This is a genomic window from Synechococcus sp. Lug-A (genome assembly GCF_024345655.1).
Taxonomy (GTDB): Bacteria; Cyanobacteriota; Cyanobacteriia; order PCC-6307; family Cyanobiaceae; genus MW101C3.
Genome location: NZ_JAGQBN010000004.1, coordinates 81,299 through 100,619, shown reverse-complemented (window position 1 = coordinate 100,619; position 19,321 = coordinate 81,299). Strand labels below are relative to the sequence as shown.

Here is a 19,321-nt window from a genome sequence, read left to right as displayed (position 1 = left end):
CAATCCTTACAGAAACTGCCCCCGCTCCGGTGCCGTTTCGGCACGTGCCAGGTTGCTGGCGCTGCTGCTCCTGCATCAGAGCCAGTGCCGACCTGATGCCAACCTTGGTTCTGGCCATGAAAAAGCCCCGCCTGGGCGGGGCTTCAAGGTGAACGCTGAAGACTCAGCGCATCAGTTCACACTCCAGACGCCACCGGCGAGGTTGGTGAGCGGAGCCACCAGAGCGGTACCGGCCAGGAACCAGGCGAAGGCGGCGCCGCCGCAGCCACCGAGCCAGAAGCCGCTGGCGAACTCAGCCCAACCGGCCTTGGTGAAGAGGTCTGCGGGGGGATTGTCGATCGTGGCGTCGGGGGGCTGCACGTTGGGGCCGGTGCCGGCGGTGCCGTAGATCGACAGGCAGACCGTGAGGATCGAAACCAGACCGATCGTGGCCAGCAGGCCGGCGGTGCTGGCGTACTCGGTGAGACGCAGCGGCCCGGTGAGGGCGAAAGGCCCATAGAGGAAGAAACCGTGGGCCATGCCCACTTCCAGGCCACGCCGGTTGGGGGACAACGCCGGACGGTAGGCGGGCAGCGCGTTCAGGAACGCCTTGGTGAAGTAGCTGCTGTTGATCGGGGTGGCCAGGTTGCCGACGGTGGGGTCGGCGACGGGGTGGACGGTCATGAGGTGAAGCGAGCGAAGGGGAGGCGAACGGGCGGAGCGAAAGACCGGCGGGCGTTGACCCGTGCACCGGTTCAGTCGCGGGCTTCGATCACGTTGAACAGCAGGGCCATGGCGACAGCAGGACCGAGGATTCCCACCAGAGGCACGAACACCGACGGCAGCCAGGCAGCTACGAATTCTCCAGTCATGGCGTGGGCCAATACAGCAACCGCCGGTACTGTAAGGATCGCTTTCGGCCAGGCTCAGAAGCCTGCACAGGGCGACATAAAAGTTCAATCCGGCAGGGACAAACCCATCGCTCAGGGCGGGCCCACCGCTGCGGCCAGCTCAGCGCCACGGGGCCCCTTGAGGGTCTGCCGCACCCGGTAGATGGGCCGCCCCTGGCTTTCGTGATACGTGCGCATCTGCAGCTCCGCCAGCAGCCCGAAGCAGAACAACTGGATGCCGGCCACGATCGCCAGTACCGCCACCAGCAGCAGGGGACGATTGCCGATATCGGCATCGAGGAAAACCTTCTCGCCCAGCAGGTAGAGGCTGATCAGCAGGCCCACCGCTAGGGAGGCCAGCCCCCCGAACCCGAACACGTGCATGGGACGGGTGAGGAACCGCTTCATGAACCAGACCGTGAGCAGATCCATCAGCACCCGGAAGGTGCGATCGATGCCGTATTTGCTGCTGCCGAAGCGCCGTGGATGGTGGTTCACCTTCACCTCGGCGATCCGGGCGCCCTCGATGAACGCGAGCGCCGGAAGGAAGCGATGCAGCTCGCCGTAGAGGTTCATGTCGGCCACCACTTCACGGCGGTAAGCCTTGAGCGAGCAGCCGTAATCGTGCAGGCGCACCCCGGTCACCCGCGCGATCAGCCGGTTGGCGATCAACGACGGCAGCAGCCGTTGCACGGCAGCGTCCTTGCGCAGGTGCCGCCAGCCGCTCACCAGGTCGTAGCCGTCCTCCAGCCGCTCCAGCAGCAGTGGGATATCGGCCGGATCGTTCTGCAGGTCTCCGTCGAGGGTCACGATCATGGCGCCGGTGCTGGCATCGAAACCCGCCGCCATCGCAGCGGTCTGGCCGTAGTTCCGCCGCAGCAGCACGGCCACGAGCTCCGGCACGCGCGCGGCCAGCCCGGTCAGCACCTCAGCGGTGCGGTCGGTGGAGCCGTCGTCGACGAGCACCAGTTCGAAGGGCCGCCCCAAGGGACGCACGGCGCGCAGCACCTGCTCCACCAGCGGTGGCAGGCTTTCTTCCTCGTTGTAGAGGGGGATCACCACCGAGAGCTCCAGCCGGAGGGGCGCGCTCATGGGGCTGGCGGAAAGAGGTGAGCCTGCAACTTACGGGAGTGGGCTGCCGTCATGGCAGTGGACCACCCTGCCGGCGCCCCGCAGTTCCCGGCGGTAGTGGCTGGCCACCGGATGCGTGTCCCAGGGGGCCAGCTGGTCGATGCCCAGACCGTTGCGGCCGTGGTCGCGTCCGGAGCTGTGCAGATAGCGCCCGGAGCCCAGGTGCAGTCCCACATGGGTGCAGCGTTGCGGACGGCCGAAGAAGATCAGGTCCCCCGGTCGTAGCAGCGTCAGGGTGGAGGGGCTCACCGCCACCGGCTGGCAGAACCGTTCCTGTTGATAGGCGTCACGAGGAATCCAGATCCCCGCCTGGGCAAACGCGCTCTGGATGAACCCGGAGCAGTCGTAGTGGGGGCCGGTGGTGCCTCCCCAGAGGTAGTGGTTGGGGTGGGCGGCAGCGCCGGCCGCAAATGCCAGCACCTCAGGTAGCCGGGCCTGGATCGCTGCCGCCGTCAGCAGCCGCGGCAACGGACGGGCTGCCGCTTCCGCCCTGCCGGCCAGTTCACCCGCGTCCAGCCAGCAGCCGTAGCCGTCTTCGAGCAGCCGCACCCGCAGCCTTCCCTCCGGCGGCGTTGCTGCCTGGAGCACCTCCAGGCAGCGCCCTGCCGCGGCCTGGGTGGCGAGTCCCGCCCCGCTGGGGCGGCTGTACCCGTCCAGCGGGGCCAGCAGGCGCCAGCGGCTGCCTGTTACCAGCAGTTCCGCCGCTGCGGGAGTGCCTAATCTCACCATTGCTGTGGCCGACATCGATGGCGTTCTACCGCCCGGATGGGGCCATGGGCACGATCCTGCAGGAGCGGCTCCGCGAACTGGAAGGGCAGGCCCGGCCCGGTCTTGCCGATCAGCTGGCCGTCACCTGGCTGCGGTACGAGACCTCCTTGATCGGCCAGGCCGATGGGCTTGATCCGGCGACGTTCTGGGCCCTGCCGCCGGCCGGAGCGAGCTGGGCGGGCGGCCGCTCCGTCTACCCCGCCAGCGTGGTGAAGCTCTTCTATCTGGCGGCGGCGGAAGCCTGGCTGCAGCGCCAGTTGCTGGAGGAGTCGCCGGAACTGCGGCGCTCCCTCGCCGACATGATCCGTGACTCGAGCAACGACGCCACCGGCTATGTGGTGGACATGCTGACCGGCACCACCAGCGGTCCGGACCTGCCTCCGGCCGCTCTGGACGCCTGGATGGCGCAACGTCAGCTGGTGAACCGCTGGTTCGCCCGCTTGGGCTGGCCCGAGATGGAGGCCTGCAACCTCTGTCAGAAGACCTGGGGCGATGGTCCTTACGGGCGTGAGCGCCAGTTCTACGGACCCGATCGCGCCAACCGCAACCGGCTGAGCAGCGATGCCACTGCCCGCCTGCTGCATGCCGCCATGGCGGGCGCCTTCGTATCGCCACTGGCGAGCGCCCGTATGCGCGAGCTGCTGCGGCGTCCTCTCGATCCAGCGCTGCGGGCGGCGGATCCGGAGAATCAGGTGGACGGCTTCCTCGGTGAAGGGCTGCCGCTGTCCGCCCGGCTCTGGAGCAAGGCGGGCTGGATGAGCCAGGCCCGCCACGATGCTGCCTATGTGGAGATGGAGGGCCATCGTCCCTTTCTGCTGGTGGTGTTCAGCGAGGGGTCCGAGCGGGCGCAGGATGCACGCCTGTTGCCCCAGCTGGCTGCCGGCCTGCTGAAAGCCAGCGCCGTGGATCCAGAGGTGCGGCCTGCCGATGCAAAGGGCGCCACTGACCAGCAGCGCCAAGGCAGGCCCACGCTTCAGTGAGCAAGGAGCAGCGCGGGAGCTGCAGAACCAGGGAACGGAGAGGGAGGGATTCGAACCCTCGACAGAAGTTGCCTCCTGTAACTCCTTAGCAGGGAGCCGCTTTCAACCACTCAGCCACCTCTCCAGGGGCTGGCAAAGCTTATCAGCGCCTGTGACAGGCCTCCTCGGGACGGAGCCGCGGTAACCGATGCTTGAAGCCGCAGAGGACCTCCCAGGGGATGGTGCCGCAGGTGGCGGCCCAGTGCTCCGGACCGATGCGAATGTCCCCGTCGCAGCCCAGCAACGTCACCACCGATCCCACGCGCAGCTCGGGTTCGTCGGTGGCATCGATCAACAGCTGATCCATGGTGATCGCACCCACCTGGCGCAGCCGATGGCCCGCGAACAGCACCTCCATGCGGCTGGAGAGGGAGCGCGGCACGCCATCGGCGTAACCGATCGCCACCACCGCCAGGCGGCTGGGCCGCGGCGCGCGCCATTGGTGGCCGTAGCTCACCCCCACGCCGGCTGGGACATCGCGCAGCAGGGTGACCCGGGCACGAACCCCCATGGCCGGCTCCAGCTGCACCTGCGTGGCCAGATGGGGGGCAGGCGCATGGCCGTAGAGGGCCAGGCCGACCCGCACCAGGTCGTAGTGGAGGGAAGGCCCGCGCAGGCTGCCGGCGGAGTTGGCGAGATGACGTAGGCCGGTGGCCAGCCCGCGGTTCGCGGCCTGGCACAGCACGCATTCGAACCGCTCCTGCTGCTGGCGCGTCAGATCGGAGCCGCCGGCGTCAGGGGCATCGGCATCAGCGAGATGGGAATACAGCCCGGCCACCTCGAGGTGGTCGAGGTCATGCAGCGACTCCAGCAGCTGGGCACCCACGCGCCAGTCGACCCCCAGCCGGGCCATGCCGGTGTCGAGCTTGAGATGCACCTCCATACGGCGACCGGTGCCTGCCGCCAGGCGGTGGCTCAAGCTGGCCTCCTCCAGCGTGCTGATCGTGGGCATCAGCTGCCAGTGCAGGCAGCTGTGAAGCTCTTCGGCGCCCACCAGATTGCCCATCACCAGGATCGGTGCCTTAACTCCCCGCTGCCGCAGATCCACACCTTCCTGCAGGGTGGCCACCCCGAGTGAGCTGGCACCGCCGGCCAGCGCCGCCTGCGCCACGGGCAGGGCGCCATGGCCATAGCCATCGGCCTTGACAACGGCCATCAACGCGCAGCCGGGGCTGAGAAAGCGCTGCAACCGGCTGGCGTTGCGCTGGATTGCCGCAGCATCCACCTCCACCCATGCTCGCTGGGTGGGATGCAGACCGCAAGCGAGCGGGGCGTCGGTGGTGGAGGGAGTGGCGGAGGGGAAGGAAGGAGCGTCGGAAGCGGGAATCATCCGGGCGAGGGCGTGGCAGGGAGCCGCGTAGAGCGAACCTGGAGCGGATCTGAAGCAGGACCAGAAACTCCCATTAGCATGCCGCCACGCAGGAGGTCTGGCATGCCTCCCCTCGACAGAGCGTCGTGAGCCAGGTTCTCGTACTGAACGCCTCCTATGAGCCGTTGAACATCACTACCTGGCGTCGTGCCACGGTGATGGTGCTGAAGGGGAAGGCGGAAGGCCTCGAACACGACAGCAGCCGCATCCTGCGGGACGATCTGCTGCTGCCATCGGTGATCCGGTTGCGCCAGTTCGTGCGCGTGCCCTTCAAGGAGCTGCCCCTGACCCGCCGCAATGTCTTTCAGCGCGACGGCCATTCCTGCCAATACTGCGGCTATCAGGGCGATCAGCTGTCGATCGATCACGTGATCCCCCGCAGCAGAGGAGGGGGCGACAGCTGGGAAAACGTGACCACCGCCTGTCTGCGCTGCAACGTTCGCAAGGGCAACCGCACCCCGCGCGAGGCCTCCATGCCACTGGCAAGGGTGCCGCGGCGGCCCGTGAGCACCCTCTACTTCGAGGCCACACGCCAGATCCGCTCCGGCCGTCGCGAGTGGGCCAAGTATGTGATCGGGGCCTGAAGCCGGCGCCAGACAACGGACCTCCCGCTGATGGGCCAAGCAGCCCATCAGTGTTCACGCCGCTGCGTCAGCCGCCAGCTGCTCCAGTTGCCGGCGTTGATCGGCGGCGATGCAGGCTGCGATCACTTCGCCCAACTGGCCCTGCAGGACCGCCTCGAGCGCGAAGTTTCGGCCGAGCCGGTGATCGGTCACCCGGTTGTCTTTCACGTTGTAGGTGCGGATCTTTTCGCTGCGGTCGCCGCTGCCGACCTGGGCCCGTCGCTGCGAACTTTCGGCTGCGGCCGCGGCCGCCAGTTCACGCTCCAGCAGCTTCGCCCGCAGGATCGCCAGAGCCCGTTCCCGGTTCTGAAGCTGGGAGCGCTCCTGGGTACAGAAGACGCGAATGCCGGTGGGTTTGTGGAGGAGATCGACGGCGGTCTCCACCTTGTTGACGTTCTGTCCGCCGGCGCCTCCTGAGCGGGCCGTGCTGATTTCCAGGTCGCCGGGGTCAAGCTGCACTTCCACTGGATCCGCTTCGGGCATGACGGCCACGGTGGCGGTGGAGGTGTGCACCCGCCCCTGCGACTCGGTGGCGGGAACCCGCTGCACCCGGTGCACGCCGGCTTCGTACTTCAGCTGGCTGTACACCCCATCCCCACGGATCGAGAGGATCACCTCCTTGTAGCCACCGAGATCGGCTTCAGACGCGCTGACGGGCTGCACCTGCCAGCCGAGCGTCTGGGCATGGCGTTCGTACATCCGGGCCAGGTCCCCGGCCCAGAGCGAGGCTTCGTCGCCGCCGGCGCCGGCGCGGATCTCCAGCATCACGCTGCGCTCATCGCGGGGATCGCTTGGCAGCAAGGCGAGGGTGAGGCGTTCCTCGGTGGCACCGATCCGGGCCGTCAGGCTCGCCAGCTCTTCCTGGGCCATCAGCTCCAGTTCAGCGTCGCCGCGGCTCTCCTTCAGCAGTTGGCGGGTCTGGGTCCACTCTCGCCGCAGCTCGTTCCAGCAGGCGTAATCGAGCACCAGCGGTTCGAGCCGTGACCGTTCGCGGGCCAGGTGCTGCAGCTGGGCCGGATCGGCGGCCACCGCCGGATCGGCGAGTTGCCGCTCCAGGGTGGTGAAGGTCAGACGGACGGCTTCCAGACGTTCGGCGAGGAAGGCAGGGTCCATGGCAGCGGTGGCGCGCTCAGCAAAAAGCCGGATGCCCTGGAGCATCCGGCCGTGGGTGTGAAATCAGCACGGTGCCGGGTGGGAGGCCAGACCGGCAGGGTCTCAAGCGTCGGCTGCAGGGGTTTCGCTGACTGCTTCGGCCGCCGGTGCTGTGGCTTTCTTGGCGCTGTCGGTGCTGGCCATGCCGTACTTGCGCATGAAGCGGTCGACGCGACCTTCGGTGTCGAGGATCTTCTGGGTGCCTGTGTAGAAGGGGTGATTGCCGCTCCACACGTCGACGTTGAGCTCGGGATGAGTGGAGCCGGTGGTCATCACCACCTCTCCGTTGCAGATCACCTTGGCATCGGGGTACCAGGTGGGATGGATGTCGCTCTTGGGCATGACGTGGATCAGCGCTTGGAGAACTGGGGAGCCTTGCGGGCTTTCTTGAGGCCGTATTTGCGACGCTCCTTGGCCCGGGGGTCGCGGCTCAGGTGGCCTTCGGTCTTCAGCGGTTTGCGGTTGTCTGGGGAGAGATCACAAAGCGCACGGGCAGCCCCCTGCTTGATCGCATCGGCTTGCCCAGTGAGGCCGCCGCCTTTGACGTTGACCAACAGGTCGTAGTCGGTGGACAGCCCGAGGGTGTCGAGGGGTGCTTTGACCGCAGCGAGGTAGCTGGGGTTGTAGTTCAGGTAGTTGTCGCCGGGGCGGCCATTGATCGTGATGGCGCCGGTGCCGGGCACCACGCGCACACGGGCGACGGCTGTCTTGCGGCGGCCGGTTCCCCAGTAGACGACGCGATTGGTGGAGGTGCTCATCGTGCGGAAGCGGAAGGATCGAGGGCCAGGGGCTGGGGCTGCTGAGCGGCGTGCGGATGCTCGGCACCCTTGTAGACCTTCAGCTTGCGGAACATCTGCCGCCCGAGGGCGTTGTGGGGCAGCATCCCCTTGATCGCCTTCTCAACGATGCGCTCAGGGAGGCGAGCCTGCAGGGCGGCGAAGGTTTCGGTTTTCATGCCGCCGGGGCGGCCGGAATGGCGCCGGTAGATCTTCTGCTCGGGCTTGTTGCCGCTCACACGCACCTTGTCGGCGTTGACGACCACGACGAAATCGCCGGTATCAAGGTGAGGGGTGAAGGAAGGGCTGTTCTTGCCGCGCAGCACGCTGGCCACCTCGCTGGCCAGACGGCCGAGCGTTTGATTCTCTGCATCAACCAGGTACCACTGGCGATCAAGGGAATCAGGAGAGGGGACGGAGGTCTTGTTCATTGCACCGGCAGGCCGGACGGAGGGATTGCGCCATCCCGCTGAATGGGGGGGCTGGACAGGAGGGAGGTGGCCCTGTTGTCTCCGCATGGAGAGAACGTTGAGCCCATCGCTGATCCGGAGCCTAGACCGTCGCCTTCTCCAGCTCCTGGGTAAATCCCTTGGAGGCGGCCGCGAAAGGCCCGCTGGACTTGGTTTCAGGAGCTGGGCGAAAGAGGCGAAAACTCCGGCGGATCCTGGCTTCTCAACCTGAATCGCGGTTGGCAATCATACCATGCGCTCATTGGGAAGATTGGCTGTGGGTACCCAACCCGCAGCAGGCAGAGACCCTGGGGCGGTGCCGCTTCCTTCACCTCAGCGCGCGCTCCGGTGCGCCAACGGTGCTCGAACTGCTCCAGGCTGAGCCGGCCCTCCCCGAGAGCCACAAGCTGGCCCAGCACCAGGCGCACCATGCCGTACAGGAAGCCACTGGCCTGGATCTCCACGGTGATCAGGTCACCGTCGCGCTCAAGGCTCACATCCTGAACGGTGGTGCGGGCATGGGGGCGGCTGCTCCCGGCCCGCTGGAAAGCGGCGAAGTTGTGGGTGCCGAGCATTCCTTCCAGCGCAGCACGCATCCGGTTCTCATCGAGCCGGTGGCGGTAGCGATGCCAGGTGAATGGCGCCAGGAAGAGGTTGGGAGTGCGCCCGTTGTAGAGGGTGTAGCGGTAGCGCCGGTAGGTGGCGGAGAAGCAGGCGTGCCAGCTCTGAGGCTGCTCCGAGGCGGCAAGCACGCGGATGCTCGCAGGTAGGCGTCCGTTCAGCGCGGCGGGCCAGCGGTGGGCAGGAATCGGGCCTGTGGCATCGAAATGCACCACCTGACCTGCGGCATGAACACCTGCATCGGTGCGGCCTGCCGCAACTGTGGAGGGTGAAGGTGGGGGCTCAAGCGCAGCAATGGCCTGGTCCAGGGTGCTCTGAACACTGGACTGATGAGGCTGCCGTTGCCAGCCGTGATAGCAGGAGCCCTCGTACTGAAGACAGAGGGCGATGCGGCGCGGCGTTGTCAGACCAGCTCGATGATGGCCATCTCGGCGTTGTCGCCGCGCCGGGGCACCGTGCGGATGATGCGGGTGTAGCCACCTTGGCGGTCGCCGTAACGCTCCTGGGCCTTGTCGAAGAGCGAGTGGACCAGTTGCTTGTCGAAGATGTAGCCCATGGCCCGGCGGCGGGCCGCCAGGGTGCCCTCCTTGGCCAGGGTGATCATGCGCTCGGTCTCGTCACGCAGGGCCTTGGCCCGGGCCTTGGTGGTGGTGACGCGGCCTTCGCGAATCAACTGGGTGGTGAGTCCGCGCAGCAGTGCCTTGCGTTGGTCAGCTGGGCGACCAAGAAGGGGGACTCGGCATTGGTGGCGCATGGTTCCGGGGTGGTGTACGTCGAAGGGGAGAGATCGCGCAGCGAAGCGGGGTCTAGGCCGTGGTGCGGCTCTGGGGCAGAGAAATGCCGATGCGCTCAAGGGCTTCGATCACCTCGTCGGCCGATTTGGAACCGAAGTTCTTGATCTCGAGGAGGTCTTCGTAGCTGAAGCCCATGAGATCGGAAACCGAGTTCACCTGGGCACGCTTCAGGCAGTTGTAAGCCCTCACGGACAGGTTGAGTTCTTCCAGAGGGATCTGGCTTTCCGCAGAGGGCTCCGGCTCCACGCCCGGCTCGTCGTCGATGGTGAGGCTGGCCAGCGGCTGGAACAGGGCAATCAACTGATTGGCGGCCTGGGCCATGGCGTCGTCGGGGGTGATCGCGCCGCTGGTGTGGATCTCGAGCCGCAGCCGCTCCCGCGCCGAGCCGCCTTCGCCGACAGCGGTTTCGTCGACGGTGTAGTTCACCCGCCGCACCGGCATGAACACGGCATCGATCTGGAGCAGGTCGATGGCGCTGGTGTCTTCGTTGTGACGGTCGACGGGGCGATAGCCCACACCCCGCTCCACGTGCACTTCAAGCTCGAGGCTGTGGCCTTCCGCGACGGTGGCGATCGGCCGTTCAAGGTCGATCACCTGAACCTGCGAGGAGAATTGCAGGTCACCGGCGGTAACGGTGGCGGGGCCGGTGGCCACAAGCCGGCCGATCTCAAGATCGCGGCTGCGGCTGCTGACGACCACTTCCTTGCAGTTCAGCAGAATGTCGAGAACGTCTTCGCGGACACCCGGCACCGTGGCGTATTCATGGTTCACGCCGGCGATGCGCACGGCCGTGATCGCACTGCCTTCCATCCCACCCATGAGCACCCGACGCAGGGCGTTGCCCAGGGTGATGGCCTGGCCGCGATCGAGGGGCCCGATCACAAAGACGCCCGTCTGGGAGCGGTCTTCGCCGATCTGATGCTCGACGCGATCGATCTGATACTGATGCACGGCCTGAAGGTGGTGAAGAGGAATGCCCGAGGGCTTGGAAGTGAAGCGACTCAGACCCGGCGGCGCTTGGAGCGCCGGCAACCGTTGTGAGGCAGCGGGGTGACATCACGGATCAGGGTGATCTCAAGACCTGCCACCTGCAGAGCACGAATGGCGGTTTCACGGCCAGATCCAGGCCCGCGCACCAGCACTTCGATCTGCCGCATGCCCTGCTCGAGGGCGCGGCGGCCGGCAGCTTCGGCGGCCGTCTGGGCGGCGAACGGGGTGCCCTTGCGGGCTCCCTTGAAGCCACTGGCCCCGGCAGACGACCAGGAAATCACCTCGCCAGCGGTGTCGGTGATCGACACGATGGTGTTGTTGAAGGTGCTCTGGATGTGTGCCACGCCGTTGGGCACATTCCGCTTGGTTTTCTTTGCGCCGGTTTTCTTGGCTGGCTTCGCCATGGACAGGGGCCTGGGGTAGGGGACTGGGAAGGACTGACGCCGATGAGGCGCTGGGCGAGAGGATTACTTCTTCTTGCCGGCCACGGTTTTGCGCGCGCCGCGGCGGGTGCGTGCGTTGGTGCGGGTGCGCTGCCCACGGACCGGCAGGCCCATGCGATGGCGGCGGCCACGAACGCAGCCGATGTCCTGCAGACGCTTGAGCGCCATGCCCTCCTGACGGCGCAGGTCGCCTTCGAGGGTGAAGGATTCCGCTGCGGCGCGCAGTTTCTGCACGTCAGCGTCGTCAAGGTCTTTCACCCGGATGTCCGGGCTGACACCGGCCTTGGCCAGGATCTTCTGGGCACGGGTCAAGCCGATGCCATAGACGTAAGTGAGAGAAATCTCAACCCTCTTGTCACGAGGGATATCGACACCGGCAATCCGAGCCACGAAGAAACGATTCAGTTGGGCAGAGGGGAGCCCAGCCACGGTGGGCTGGGTGGTGCGCCCAAGAGGGCGCAGATGAATGAGGCGGGAACAGCGCAGGTCAGCCCTGGCGCTGTTTGTGTTTGGGGTTGGTGCAGATCACCATGACCCGGCCATGGCGGCGGATCACCCGGCACTTGTCACACATTTTCTTGACCGAGGCACGCACCTTCATGAGCAGCGGTGCTCCAAATTTCCAAACAGACAACGTACCACAGCGCTCAACCCACAACAGCGGAGATTCGCTCGGCAATCGCCTCGACCGTGCCAGTGGCCTCGACGGAACTGAGCAGCCCCTTGGCGCGGTAGTACGCGATCAAAGGCTCCGTCTGATCGCTGTAGACGACAAGACGGTTGCGGATCACAGCTTCGTTGTCGTCGGCGCGGCCGCGTGCCAGCAGGCGCTCCACGAGGGTTTCGTCATCGAGGGCCAGGAGCACCACCAATTCGATCGGTTGGCCGATCTCCTCCAGCAGTTGCTGGAGGAGATCGGCCTGGGCCAGGTTGCGTGGGAAACCATCGAGCAGCCAGCCGCCGTTGCAGCAGGTCAGACGGGCACGAACGATCGCCAGCACCAAGGTGTCGCTGACCAGTTCGCCACGGGCCATCACGGCCTCCGCTTCCTGGCCGAGCGCACTGCCCGCAGCCACTTCGGCGCGCAACAACTCGCCGGTGGAGAGGTGCAGGAGGTTGTGGCTGGCCGCGAGACGCTCGGCCTGGGTGCCCTTGCCGGCTCCTGGGGGGCCGAGAAAAAGAATGCGCTGCTTCATGGAAGGGGGCGGATGAGCGGAAACCAGAGAAGGGGCGGGGGAGTGGCGATGACCTGGGGAGCCCTGGAAGGGGTGGGACGCGTCACTGGCGCACCATCCCCTCGTAGCGCTGCGAGATCACGTAGGTCTGGACCTGCTTGGCGGTGTCGATCGCAACGCCCACCAGGATCAGCAGGGAGGTGGCCCCCAGACCCTGGAAGGTGCGCACCTGCGTGGCGCCCTCCACAGCCGAGGGAATGATTGCCACCGCACCGAGAAAGAGACCCCCGAGGATGGTGAGCCGGTTCTGCACGCCACTGAGATAAATGGCAGTGGCAGAGCCGGGACGCACACCCGGAACGGCTACACCGCTGCGCTTGAGGTTGGTGGCGATGTCGACCGGATTGATCGTGAGGGTGGCGTAGAACAGCGAAAAGCCGATGATCAACGCGAAGAACAGCAGGGCATAAAGCCATGGCGTGCTGCTGTTGGGGCTGAGGTAGCCGGCCAGCTGGATCAGCCAGGGGGCGCGGGTGAGGTTGGCGATGGTGAGGGGCAGGAACACCACGGCTGACGCAAAGATGATCGGCATCACCCCACCGGCATTGAGCTTCAAGGGCAGGTAGCTCTGACGCGCGGAAAGGGGGGTGTTTTGTCCGACCTGACGCTTGGCGCTCACGATCGGGATGCGACGGCTGCCTTCCTGCACGAAAATGATGCCAACGATCGTGACCAGGAAAATCAGCACCAGCACCACGATTCCGCCCACGGTGGCCCGGTCGCCGCTCTGGGCCAGCTCCACGGTGGAGCCAAGGGCACGCGGCAGCGTGGCCACAATGTTCACAAAGATCACCAGCGACGCTCCCTGGCCGATCCCCCGCTCGGTGATCACTTCGCTGATCCACATCACCACCATCGATCCCGCCACAAGTGCGAGGGAGGTCTGGATGACGAACACAGGAGCGGACACTCCCGGGATGGCGTATTGCCGCAGGATCAGGGCGAAGACCGTGCTCTGCAGGATCCCCCAACCCAGTGCCACATAGCGTGTGATCTGAGCGATCTTGCGCCGGCCGGCTTCCCCTTCGTTCTTCTGGAGGTCCTCCAGCTGGGGCACCGCCGCCGTGAGGAGCTGAAGAATGATCGAGGCGTTGATGAACGGCAGGATGCCAAGCGCGAACACACCAAGGGTGGAGATGCCCCCACCCGTGAAGATGTCGAGGAAGCCGATCAGCTGGCCGCCCTGCTGGATGAACTGCTGGAAGGCCACCCGGTCGATGCCGGGAACGGGGATGTAAATCCCCAGGCGCACCAACAGCAGCAAGCCAAGCGTGGTGAGCACCCGGTCACGGAGACCCTTGGACTGGATCAGCTGGGTGAGGATTTCGCCGGCGCTGGGATTGCGCCCCCGGCTAAGGAGCATGGTGTGTTCTCAGGCGGTGGGGAGGCAGAAAGGAGACGCTGCGGAGTGACACGAAAGCCGCCTGCCGTTCCGCAGGACGGTGGCAGACGGCTCTGAGACCAGGAAACCCCACCAGCATGGCTGGCGGGGTGTGGAGATGGGGTCAGGTGAGCTCGCAGGTTCCACCAGCGGCTTCGATCTTTTCACGGGCAGACGCAGTGAAAGCAGCAGCCTGAACGGTCAGTTTCACACTGAGATCGCCGTCGCCGAGGATCTTCAGAGGGTGCTTGGGGCTGGTGACCAGCCCTTCTTTCACCAGAACATCCAGGTTGACGGTGCTGCCGGCCTTGAGGCCCGACAGCTTGGCCACGTTCAGCACGGTGAACGACTTGGGGTTCACCAGTGGGAAGTGCTTGAGCTTGGGGACCCGCCGGTAGAGCGGCATCTGGCCGCCTTCAAAGCCGGGGCGGGTGGGGCTGCCGGAGCGGGACTTCTGTCCGCGCATGCCGAAGCCGCAGCTGGCACCCTGACCGGCGGCGATGCCGCGGCCTTTGCGGAGCTTGCGGCGCCGGGCACCGGCCTGGGGCTTGAGGGACTGGAGAGTGTGGGTCATGGGGCTCAGGAGTAAATCTGCTCGAGGGAGATGCCCCGTTCCTTGGCGGTTTCCTTGTGGGTGCGGAGCGCCTGCAGCGCCTCGATGGCGGCGCGGGCATTGTTGAGGGGCGTCTTGCTGCCCAGGCGCTTCGCCAGCACGTTCTTGATGCCCGCGAGCTCAAGCACGGTGCGGATGGAGCCGCCTGCGATCACGCCGGTGCCCGGGGCGGCCGGGCGCATGAGCACGCTGGCAGCGCCATCGACCCCACGGCTCTCGGTGGGAATCGAGCTGGTGCGGGTGAGCGGAACCTTGACGAGGTGCTTCTTGCCGTCGGCCACGCCCTTGCGGACGGCACCGATGACATCGCCGGCCTTACCGACGCCCACACCCACCTGACCGCGTTCGTTGCCGACCACGATGATGGCGCGGAAGCTCATCTTCTTACCGCCTTTGACGGTTTTGGAGACCCGGCGGATCTGGACCACACGCTCCTGCCATTCGGAGTCGCGCTCCTGACCGCCGCGCCGCCCTTCACCACGGCGACCACCGCCGCTGCCGCCGCGACGATCGCCGCCTTTGCCGCCACCGCCACCGCGCCGCTGTTCGGGCTGGCCTTCAGCCGCCGCTGGCACGTCGCTGGACTGGATCGTTTCGTTGATTTCGGTCATGGTTGGATCCGGTTCAGAACTGAAGGCCCGCTTCACGGGCAGCGTCGGCAAGGGCCTTGACACGGCCGTGATAGAGGTTGCCGCCACGATCGAACACCACCTGTTGAATGCCTTTGGCGAGGGCACGTTGGGCCACCAGTTGACCCACGGCCACGGAGGCATCGCAGGTGGAGCTGGCGGTCAGGCTGGTGCGCAGATCTTTGTCGAGCGTCGAAGCGGCACAGAGCGTGCTCTGTGCGTCGTCGTCGATGACCTGGGCGTAGATGTGATTGTTGGAGCGGAACACAGCCAGCCGCGGACGGGCGGCGGATCCGGTGAGATGGCGACGCAGACGGCGGTGACGCTTCTGGGTCTGGGCTTTGCGGGAAACGGTGGACATGGGAGTGGAGGGGTGGGACGCTCAGGCAGGCCTCATTTCTTACCGGTTTTGCCGGCCTTGCGCAGAATGCGCTCGCCCTCGTACTTGATGCCCTTGCCCTTGTAGGGCTCAGGAGGACGAATGGCGCGGACCTTGGCCGCTTCGTTGCCGACCAGTTCCTTGTCGAAACCGGAGACCAGCACCTGGGTGTTGCCCTCCACGGTGAAGACGATGCCTTCGGGGGGCACCACTTCGACCGGGTGGCTGTAGCCGGCGCTCACCACGAGCTTCGTACCCTGAACTTGGGCCCGGTAGCCCACGCCCACGATTTCGAGCTTGCGGGTGAAGCCTTTGCTCACCCCTTCGACCATGTTGGCCACCAGCGTACGGCAGAGTCCGTGGCGCTCCCGCGAGCGGCGGGTGGCTGTGGAAGGGGCAACAACGAGCGTGTTGTCTTCCTGGCGAATCTGGACACCTTCAGGGAGGGTGCGGTTCAGTTCGCCTTTGGGCCCCTTGACATGGACCGAGAGGCCGTTGAGGCTCACGGTCACCTTGTCGGGGATCGGGATCGGTGCTTTACCAATACGTGACATGAATCAACTCCCTTTTCAGTAGATGTAGCAGAGGACTTCACCGCCGACACCCTGCTTACGGGCGTCACGGTCGCTCATCACACCCTTGGAGGTGGAAATGATCGCGACGCCGAGACCACCCAGCACCTTGGGGAGTTGACGTGTGTTCTTGTAGATCCGCAGACCCGGCTTGCTGACGCGCTTGACGGAGCGGATCGTGGGTTGACGATGCTTGCCGCTGTATTTCAGCTCAAGAACGAGATGCCTTTGCACCCCTTCACCTTCTTCGCTGATCTGGGCAATGAACCCTTCCTGCTGCAGCACTTTGGCGATGCTGTGCGACAGGCGGGAAGCAGGCACCTTGGTGGTCTGATGCTTTTTCTCACTCGCATTACGAATGCGGGTGAGCATGTCTGAAATCGGGTCGTGGTTGGCCATGTTGGGGGTCCGAAGAGGGCTCAGTTGCTGCGGAACGGCATTCCCATCTCGCGGAGGAGGGCCCGGCCCTCTTCGTCGTTACGGGCACTGGTCACGATGGTGATGTCCATGCCCCGGATGGCATCGATCTTGTCGTAGGAGATTTCCGGAAAGATGATCTGTTCCCGGACTCCAAGGGTGTAATTCCCCCGTCCATCGAAACTCTTGGGGCTCACACCGCGGAAATCGCGGATGCGGGGCAAGGCCAGATGGATCAGGCGCTCGAGGAAGGCATACATCCGGTCACCACGAAGGGTGACGGCGACGCCGATCGGCATGCCCTGGCGGATCTTGAAGCTGGCGATGGCCTTCTTGGCACGGGTCACCACCACCTTCTGACCGGTGATCGTGGCCAGTTCAGCGATCGAAGCCTCAAGGGCCTTGGCGTTCTGGGCGGCCTCGCCGAGACCTCGGTTCACGGTGACTTTCATCACCTTGGGAACCTCATGAATGTTGGAGAGGCTGAGATCCTTCAGCAGCTTGGGCTGGATCGTCTCCCGGTAGCGCTGTTTGAGTGACATGGCGGGGTGGGGGAAATTCGCTTCTGGGCGTTGTCAGAAGGCGGACAGGAACGGGGAGTGCAGGGACGGGCGGGGGAGGTGACTCCATGGCCGAGGCCACCGAATCGAGGATGTGCTCAATCGAGCAGTTCGCCGGTCTTGGTGAGGCGGCGCTTCTTGGTGCCGTCGGCCTGGATGGCAATGGCGACACGGCTGGGAACGTTCTGGCTGGTGGAGAACACCATCACATTCGAAGCATGCACAGAGGCTTCTTCCGTGACGATCCGGCCGGTTTCGCCTTCCTGGGTGGGCTTCACGTGACGGGTGCGCAGGTTGATCCCCTGCACCACCACGCGGTTCTCGTAAGGAAGGGTGCGCAGGACTTCACCGGTTTTTCCCTTGTCCTTGCCAGCGATCACCTTGACGGTGTCGCCTTTGCGGATGCGCATCTTGACCCGCTTGGCGGGCCGTGGCTGGGGTGTTGCGGCGGCCATTTCAGATCACCTCCGGGGCGAGTGACACGATCTTGGTGAAGTTGCGCTCGCGCAGTTCACGGGCGACCGGACCGAACACACGCGTGCCCTTCGGGTTGTTGTCGTTGCCGAGGATCACGGCGGCGTTGTCGTCGAAGCGGATCGAGTTGCCCGTGTCGCGGCGCAGCGTGGCGCGGGTGCGCACCACCACAGCCTTGACGACGTCCGACTTCTTCACCCCCATGTTGGGCATGGCGTCTTTGACGGCAGCGACGATCACATCGCCGACGTGGGCATACCGGCGGTTGGTGCCCAGCACACGGATGCACTGGATGCGCTTGGCGCCGCTGTTGTCAGCGACATTGAGGAAGGTTTCCTGCTGAATCATGGTGTGACCTCCTCAGCTCGCGCCGGATGGGGTGAGAACTTCCGCCACCGCCCAGCGCTTGGTGCGGCTGAGGGGACGGGTTTCGGTGATGCGGACGCGATCACCGACCCGACAACGGTTGTCTTCGTCGTGGGCCTTGTAGCGGGTGGTGCGGCTGACGGTCTTTTGATAGATGGGATGGGGGAAGCGGTTCTCCACCGCGACCACCACCGTTTTTTCCATCTTGTCGCTGACGACGGTGCCGACCCTTTCCTTGAGTGCCATGGGGTGGTGGGGGATCAGGAGGCGGAGGGAGCGGAGCGTTGCCGCTCCTGCTGCACCGTCAACAGCTGAGCCAGCTTGGTGCGGCTCTGCTTGAACAGGTGCGGTTGCTCCAGCCGGCGGGTGGCCCGCTGGAAGCGAAGGTTGAACAGCTCACGGCGGCAACCGCCGATCTGTTCGACCAATTCGGCATCGGTGAGGGTTCGCACCTCGGCGATGGCAGGACGTGCCATGTTCAGGACTCCAGGGCGAGAGAGGGTTCGGGGGAAGCTTCCGGCTCCTGGTCGGCCAAGGCGAGGAACTTCGTCTTGACCGGCAGCTTGTACTGCGCCAGGCGCATGGCCTCCTTGGCGATGGCCGGGGTGATTTCAGGCCCGCCCATCTCAAAGAGAATCCGGCCGGGCTTGATCACCGCCACCCAGAATTCAGGGTTGCCTTTACCGGAACCCATACGGGTTTCGGCGGGGCGCATGGTGACCGGCTTGTCGGGGAAGATCCGGATCCAGATCTTTCCTCCCCGCTTGACATAGCGGGTCATCGCCCGACGACTGGCTTCGATCTGGCGAGAAGTGATCCAGCCACATTCCTGGGCCTGGAGGGCAAACTCACCGAAGGCAATCGTGTTGCCCCGGGTGGCGACGCCGCGCATGCGACCTCGCTGTTGTTTGCGGAATTTGACGCGTTTGGGACTCAGCATGGTTCAGGCCTCCTGATCACTCCTCGTTCGAGCGGTCTTCGAACTGTTGGGGCCGCCGGCTGCTCCGGCGCCTGGGTGCTCCACCAGCGGGCAGTTGCTCCTTCTGCCCAGGAAGCACCTCTCCTTTGAACACCCAGACCTTGATGCCCAGCACCCCGTAGGTGGTGGTGGCCACCTTGGTGGCGTAATCGATGTCGGCGCGCAGCGTGTGCAGGGGCACGCGGCCTTCGCGGGTCCATTCCGTCCGGGCGATTTCGGCGCCGTTGAGACGACCGCTCACCTGGATTTTCAGCCCGAGCACACCGGCCCGCTGGGCGCGCTGCACCGTCATCCGCATGACGCGGCGGAAGGCGACCCGCTTTTCCAGTTGCTGAGCGATGTATTCGGCCAGCAGGTAGGCGTCAGCGTCGACCCGCTCCACCTCAACGACATTGATGCGCACCTGGCGCTGGCGGTCGCCGAGCGTGGTCTGGATGCCGGCACGAAGCTCTTCGATGCCGCTGCCCTGGCGGCCGACCAGCACGCCGGGGCGTGCCGTTTTGAGCTCCACTTCGAGTTGATCGGCCTTGCGGGCGATCAGCACGTCGGAGATGCCGGCGCTGGCGTATTTCTTGTGGATGAAGCGACGAATCCGATCGTCTTCCTGGAGAAGAATCGGATAGGTCTTGCTGGGGGCATACCAGCGGGAGCGGTGGTCCTGGGTGATCCCCAGGCGCAATCCGGTTGGATGGATCTTGTGTCCCATCGGGCG

At 65.5% G+C, this 19,321-nt stretch carries 31 protein-coding genes and 1 tRNA gene; 2 read left to right on the top strand and 30 right to left on the bottom strand.

Annotated elements, in window-relative coordinates:
* Window positions 1–171: 171 nt before the first annotated feature.
* The 4 genes from KBY86_RS04545 to KBY86_RS04530 form a co-directional block, all read right to left on the bottom strand.
* Complete coding sequence (locus KBY86_RS04545) at window positions 172–663, bottom strand: photosystem I reaction center subunit XI (protein ID WP_094514333.1); 492 nt, start codon at window positions 661–663, stop codon at window positions 172–174.
* Between the two features lie 71 nt (window positions 664–734).
* The gene (locus KBY86_RS04540; RefSeq protein ID WP_094514330.1) at window positions 735–851 is read right to left on the bottom strand and encodes a photosystem I reaction center subunit VIII; all 117 of its coding nucleotides are present in this window, start codon (window positions 849–851) and stop codon (window positions 735–737) included.
* A 111-nt stretch (window positions 852–962) separates the two neighbouring features.
* A complete protein-coding gene (locus KBY86_RS04535) occupies window positions 963–1,961 on the bottom strand; it encodes a glycosyltransferase family 2 protein (RefSeq protein WP_255140362.1) in 999 nt (332 codons plus the stop codon).
* 30 nt (window positions 1,962–1,991) lie between these two features.
* Entirely contained in the window at window positions 1,992–2,744 is a 753-nt protein-coding gene (locus tag KBY86_RS04530; RefSeq protein WP_399220361.1) for an NlpC/P60 family protein, read from the bottom strand.
* A 2-nt stretch (window positions 2,745–2,746) separates the two neighbouring features.
* On the opposite strand from KBY86_RS04530, the gene KBY86_RS04525 reads away from it, so the two are divergent.
* Window positions 2,747–3,748 (top strand): serine hydrolase, encoded by a 1,002-nt coding sequence (locus KBY86_RS04525; RefSeq protein WP_255140361.1) that lies wholly within the window; start codon window positions 2,747–2,749, stop codon window positions 3,746–3,748.
* A 35-nt stretch (window positions 3,749–3,783) separates the two neighbouring features.
* Here KBY86_RS04525 and KBY86_RS04520 read toward each other — a convergent pair.
* Both KBY86_RS04520 and alr read right to left on the bottom strand, forming a co-directional pair.
* Window positions 3,784–3,872, bottom strand: a tRNA-Ser gene (locus tag KBY86_RS04520).
* An 18-nt stretch (window positions 3,873–3,890) separates the two neighbouring features.
* On the bottom strand, window positions 3,891–5,117 hold the full coding sequence (alr, locus tag KBY86_RS04515; protein ID WP_255140360.1) for an alanine racemase: 1,227 nt from the start codon (window positions 5,115–5,117) through the stop codon (window positions 3,891–3,893).
* Window positions 5,118–5,242: 125 nt separating this feature from the next.
* Here alr and KBY86_RS04510 point away from each other — a divergent pair, with 125 nt between their 5' ends.
* Window positions 5,243–5,740: an HNH endonuclease gene (locus tag KBY86_RS04510; protein WP_094514316.1), complete on the top strand. Its 498-nt coding sequence runs from the start codon at window positions 5,243–5,245 to the stop codon at window positions 5,738–5,740.
* A gap of 54 nt (window positions 5,741–5,794) precedes the next feature.
* Here KBY86_RS04510 and prfA read toward each other — a convergent pair whose 3' ends face one another.
* The 24 genes from prfA to rpsC all read right to left on the bottom strand — a co-directional run bounded on the left by prfA (window position 5,795) and on the right by rpsC (window position 19,315).
* Window positions 5,795–6,892 carry a peptide chain release factor 1 gene (gene prfA, locus KBY86_RS04505; RefSeq protein WP_255140359.1) on the bottom strand — a complete coding sequence of 366 codons (1,098 nt, stop codon included), beginning with the start codon at window positions 6,890–6,892 and terminating at the stop codon, window positions 5,795–5,797.
* A gap of 102 nt (window positions 6,893–6,994) precedes the next feature.
* Complete coding sequence (rpmE, locus tag KBY86_RS04500) at window positions 6,995–7,273, bottom strand: 50S ribosomal protein L31 (RefSeq protein WP_094514314.1); 279 nt, start codon at window positions 7,271–7,273, stop codon at window positions 6,995–6,997.
* A gap of 8 nt (window positions 7,274–7,281) precedes the next feature.
* A complete protein-coding gene (rpsI, locus tag KBY86_RS04495) occupies window positions 7,282–7,689 on the bottom strand; it encodes a 30S ribosomal protein S9 (RefSeq protein ID WP_094514311.1) in 408 nt (135 codons plus the stop codon).
* A complete protein-coding gene (rplM, locus tag KBY86_RS04490; protein ID WP_094514307.1) occupies window positions 7,686–8,138 on the bottom strand; it encodes a 50S ribosomal protein L13 in 453 nt (150 codons plus the stop codon). Before rplM ends, rpsI begins: the two co-directional genes overlap by 4 nt.
* Window positions 8,139–8,332: 194 nt before the next feature.
* Window positions 8,333–9,184 carry a tRNA pseudouridine(38-40) synthase TruA gene (truA, locus tag KBY86_RS04485; RefSeq protein WP_255140398.1) on the bottom strand — a complete coding sequence of 284 codons (852 nt, stop codon included), beginning with the start codon at window positions 9,182–9,184 and terminating at the stop codon, window positions 8,333–8,335.
* Window positions 9,181–9,531 carry a 50S ribosomal protein L17 gene (rplQ, locus tag KBY86_RS04480; protein WP_094514299.1) on the bottom strand — a complete coding sequence of 117 codons (351 nt, stop codon included), beginning with the start codon at window positions 9,529–9,531 and terminating at the stop codon, window positions 9,181–9,183. Before rplQ ends, truA begins: the two co-directional genes overlap by 4 nt.
* Window positions 9,532–9,583: 52 nt before the next feature.
* Window positions 9,584–10,522, bottom strand: a complete 939-nt coding sequence (locus tag KBY86_RS04475; protein WP_094514422.1) for a DNA-directed RNA polymerase subunit alpha — start codon at window positions 10,520–10,522, stop codon at window positions 9,584–9,586.
* A 50-nt stretch (window positions 10,523–10,572) separates the two neighbouring features.
* A complete protein-coding gene (gene rpsK, locus KBY86_RS04470) occupies window positions 10,573–10,965 on the bottom strand; it encodes a 30S ribosomal protein S11 (RefSeq protein WP_006173334.1) in 393 nt (130 codons plus the stop codon).
* Between the two features lie 63 nt (window positions 10,966–11,028).
* Window positions 11,029–11,394 carry a 30S ribosomal protein S13 gene (gene rpsM, locus KBY86_RS04465; protein ID WP_094514420.1) on the bottom strand — a complete coding sequence of 122 codons (366 nt, stop codon included), beginning with the start codon at window positions 11,392–11,394 and terminating at the stop codon, window positions 11,029–11,031.
* A 97-nt stretch (window positions 11,395–11,491) separates the two neighbouring features.
* Window positions 11,492–11,605, bottom strand: a complete 114-nt coding sequence (rpmJ, locus tag KBY86_RS04460) for a 50S ribosomal protein L36 (protein WP_006173336.1) — start codon at window positions 11,603–11,605, stop codon at window positions 11,492–11,494.
* A gap of 46 nt (window positions 11,606–11,651) precedes the next feature.
* Window positions 11,652–12,200, bottom strand: coding sequence for an adenylate kinase (locus tag KBY86_RS04455; protein WP_255140358.1), 549 nt, complete (start codon window positions 12,198–12,200; stop codon window positions 11,652–11,654).
* A gap of 82 nt (window positions 12,201–12,282) precedes the next feature.
* Window positions 12,283–13,602 carry a preprotein translocase subunit SecY gene (gene secY, locus KBY86_RS04450; protein ID WP_094514291.1) on the bottom strand — a complete coding sequence of 440 codons (1,320 nt, stop codon included), beginning with the start codon at window positions 13,600–13,602 and terminating at the stop codon, window positions 12,283–12,285.
* A 142-nt stretch (window positions 13,603–13,744) separates the two neighbouring features.
* On the bottom strand, window positions 13,745–14,194 hold the full coding sequence (gene rplO / locus KBY86_RS04445; protein WP_094514288.1) for a 50S ribosomal protein L15: 450 nt from the start codon (window positions 14,192–14,194) through the stop codon (window positions 13,745–13,747).
* A 5-nt stretch (window positions 14,195–14,199) separates the two neighbouring features.
* Complete coding sequence (gene rpsE, locus KBY86_RS04440) at window positions 14,200–14,844, bottom strand: 30S ribosomal protein S5 (protein ID WP_255101352.1); 645 nt, start codon at window positions 14,842–14,844, stop codon at window positions 14,200–14,202.
* 13 nt (window positions 14,845–14,857) lie between these two features.
* A complete protein-coding gene (gene rplR / locus KBY86_RS04435) occupies window positions 14,858–15,223 on the bottom strand; it encodes a 50S ribosomal protein L18 (RefSeq protein WP_094514283.1) in 366 nt (121 codons plus the stop codon).
* 32 nt (window positions 15,224–15,255) lie between these two features.
* Window positions 15,256–15,795, bottom strand: a complete 540-nt coding sequence (rplF, locus tag KBY86_RS04430; protein ID WP_094514279.1) for a 50S ribosomal protein L6 — start codon at window positions 15,793–15,795, stop codon at window positions 15,256–15,258.
* A gap of 15 nt (window positions 15,796–15,810) precedes the next feature.
* On the bottom strand, window positions 15,811–16,212 hold the full coding sequence (gene rpsH / locus KBY86_RS04425) for a 30S ribosomal protein S8 (RefSeq protein ID WP_094514276.1): 402 nt from the start codon (window positions 16,210–16,212) through the stop codon (window positions 15,811–15,813).
* A gap of 20 nt (window positions 16,213–16,232) precedes the next feature.
* Window positions 16,233–16,772: a 50S ribosomal protein L5 gene (gene rplE / locus KBY86_RS04420; RefSeq protein WP_094514273.1), complete on the bottom strand. Its 540-nt coding sequence runs from the start codon at window positions 16,770–16,772 to the stop codon at window positions 16,233–16,235.
* Window positions 16,773–16,888: 116 nt separating this feature from the next.
* A complete protein-coding gene (gene rplX, locus KBY86_RS04415) occupies window positions 16,889–17,245 on the bottom strand; it encodes a 50S ribosomal protein L24 (protein WP_094514269.1) in 357 nt (118 codons plus the stop codon).
* A gap of 1 nt (window position 17,246) precedes the next feature.
* Window positions 17,247–17,612 carry a 50S ribosomal protein L14 gene (gene rplN / locus KBY86_RS04410; protein WP_094514267.1) on the bottom strand — a complete coding sequence of 122 codons (366 nt, stop codon included), beginning with the start codon at window positions 17,610–17,612 and terminating at the stop codon, window positions 17,247–17,249.
* Window positions 17,613–17,624: 12 nt separating this feature from the next.
* A complete protein-coding gene (gene rpsQ / locus KBY86_RS04405; RefSeq protein WP_094514265.1) occupies window positions 17,625–17,876 on the bottom strand; it encodes a 30S ribosomal protein S17 in 252 nt (83 codons plus the stop codon).
* 14 nt (window positions 17,877–17,890) lie between these two features.
* Window positions 17,891–18,106, bottom strand: coding sequence for a 50S ribosomal protein L29 (gene rpmC, locus KBY86_RS04400; protein ID WP_094514264.1), 216 nt, complete (start codon window positions 18,104–18,106; stop codon window positions 17,891–17,893).
* A 2-nt stretch (window positions 18,107–18,108) separates the two neighbouring features.
* The gene (gene rplP / locus KBY86_RS04395; protein ID WP_094514261.1) at window positions 18,109–18,570 is read right to left on the bottom strand and encodes a 50S ribosomal protein L16; all 462 of its coding nucleotides are present in this window, start codon (window positions 18,568–18,570) and stop codon (window positions 18,109–18,111) included.
* Window positions 18,571–18,586: 16 nt separating this feature from the next.
* Complete coding sequence (gene rpsC, locus KBY86_RS04390) at window positions 18,587–19,315, bottom strand: 30S ribosomal protein S3 (RefSeq protein ID WP_094514258.1); 729 nt, start codon at window positions 19,313–19,315, stop codon at window positions 18,587–18,589.
* Between the last annotated feature and the right edge of the window lie 6 nt (window positions 19,316–19,321).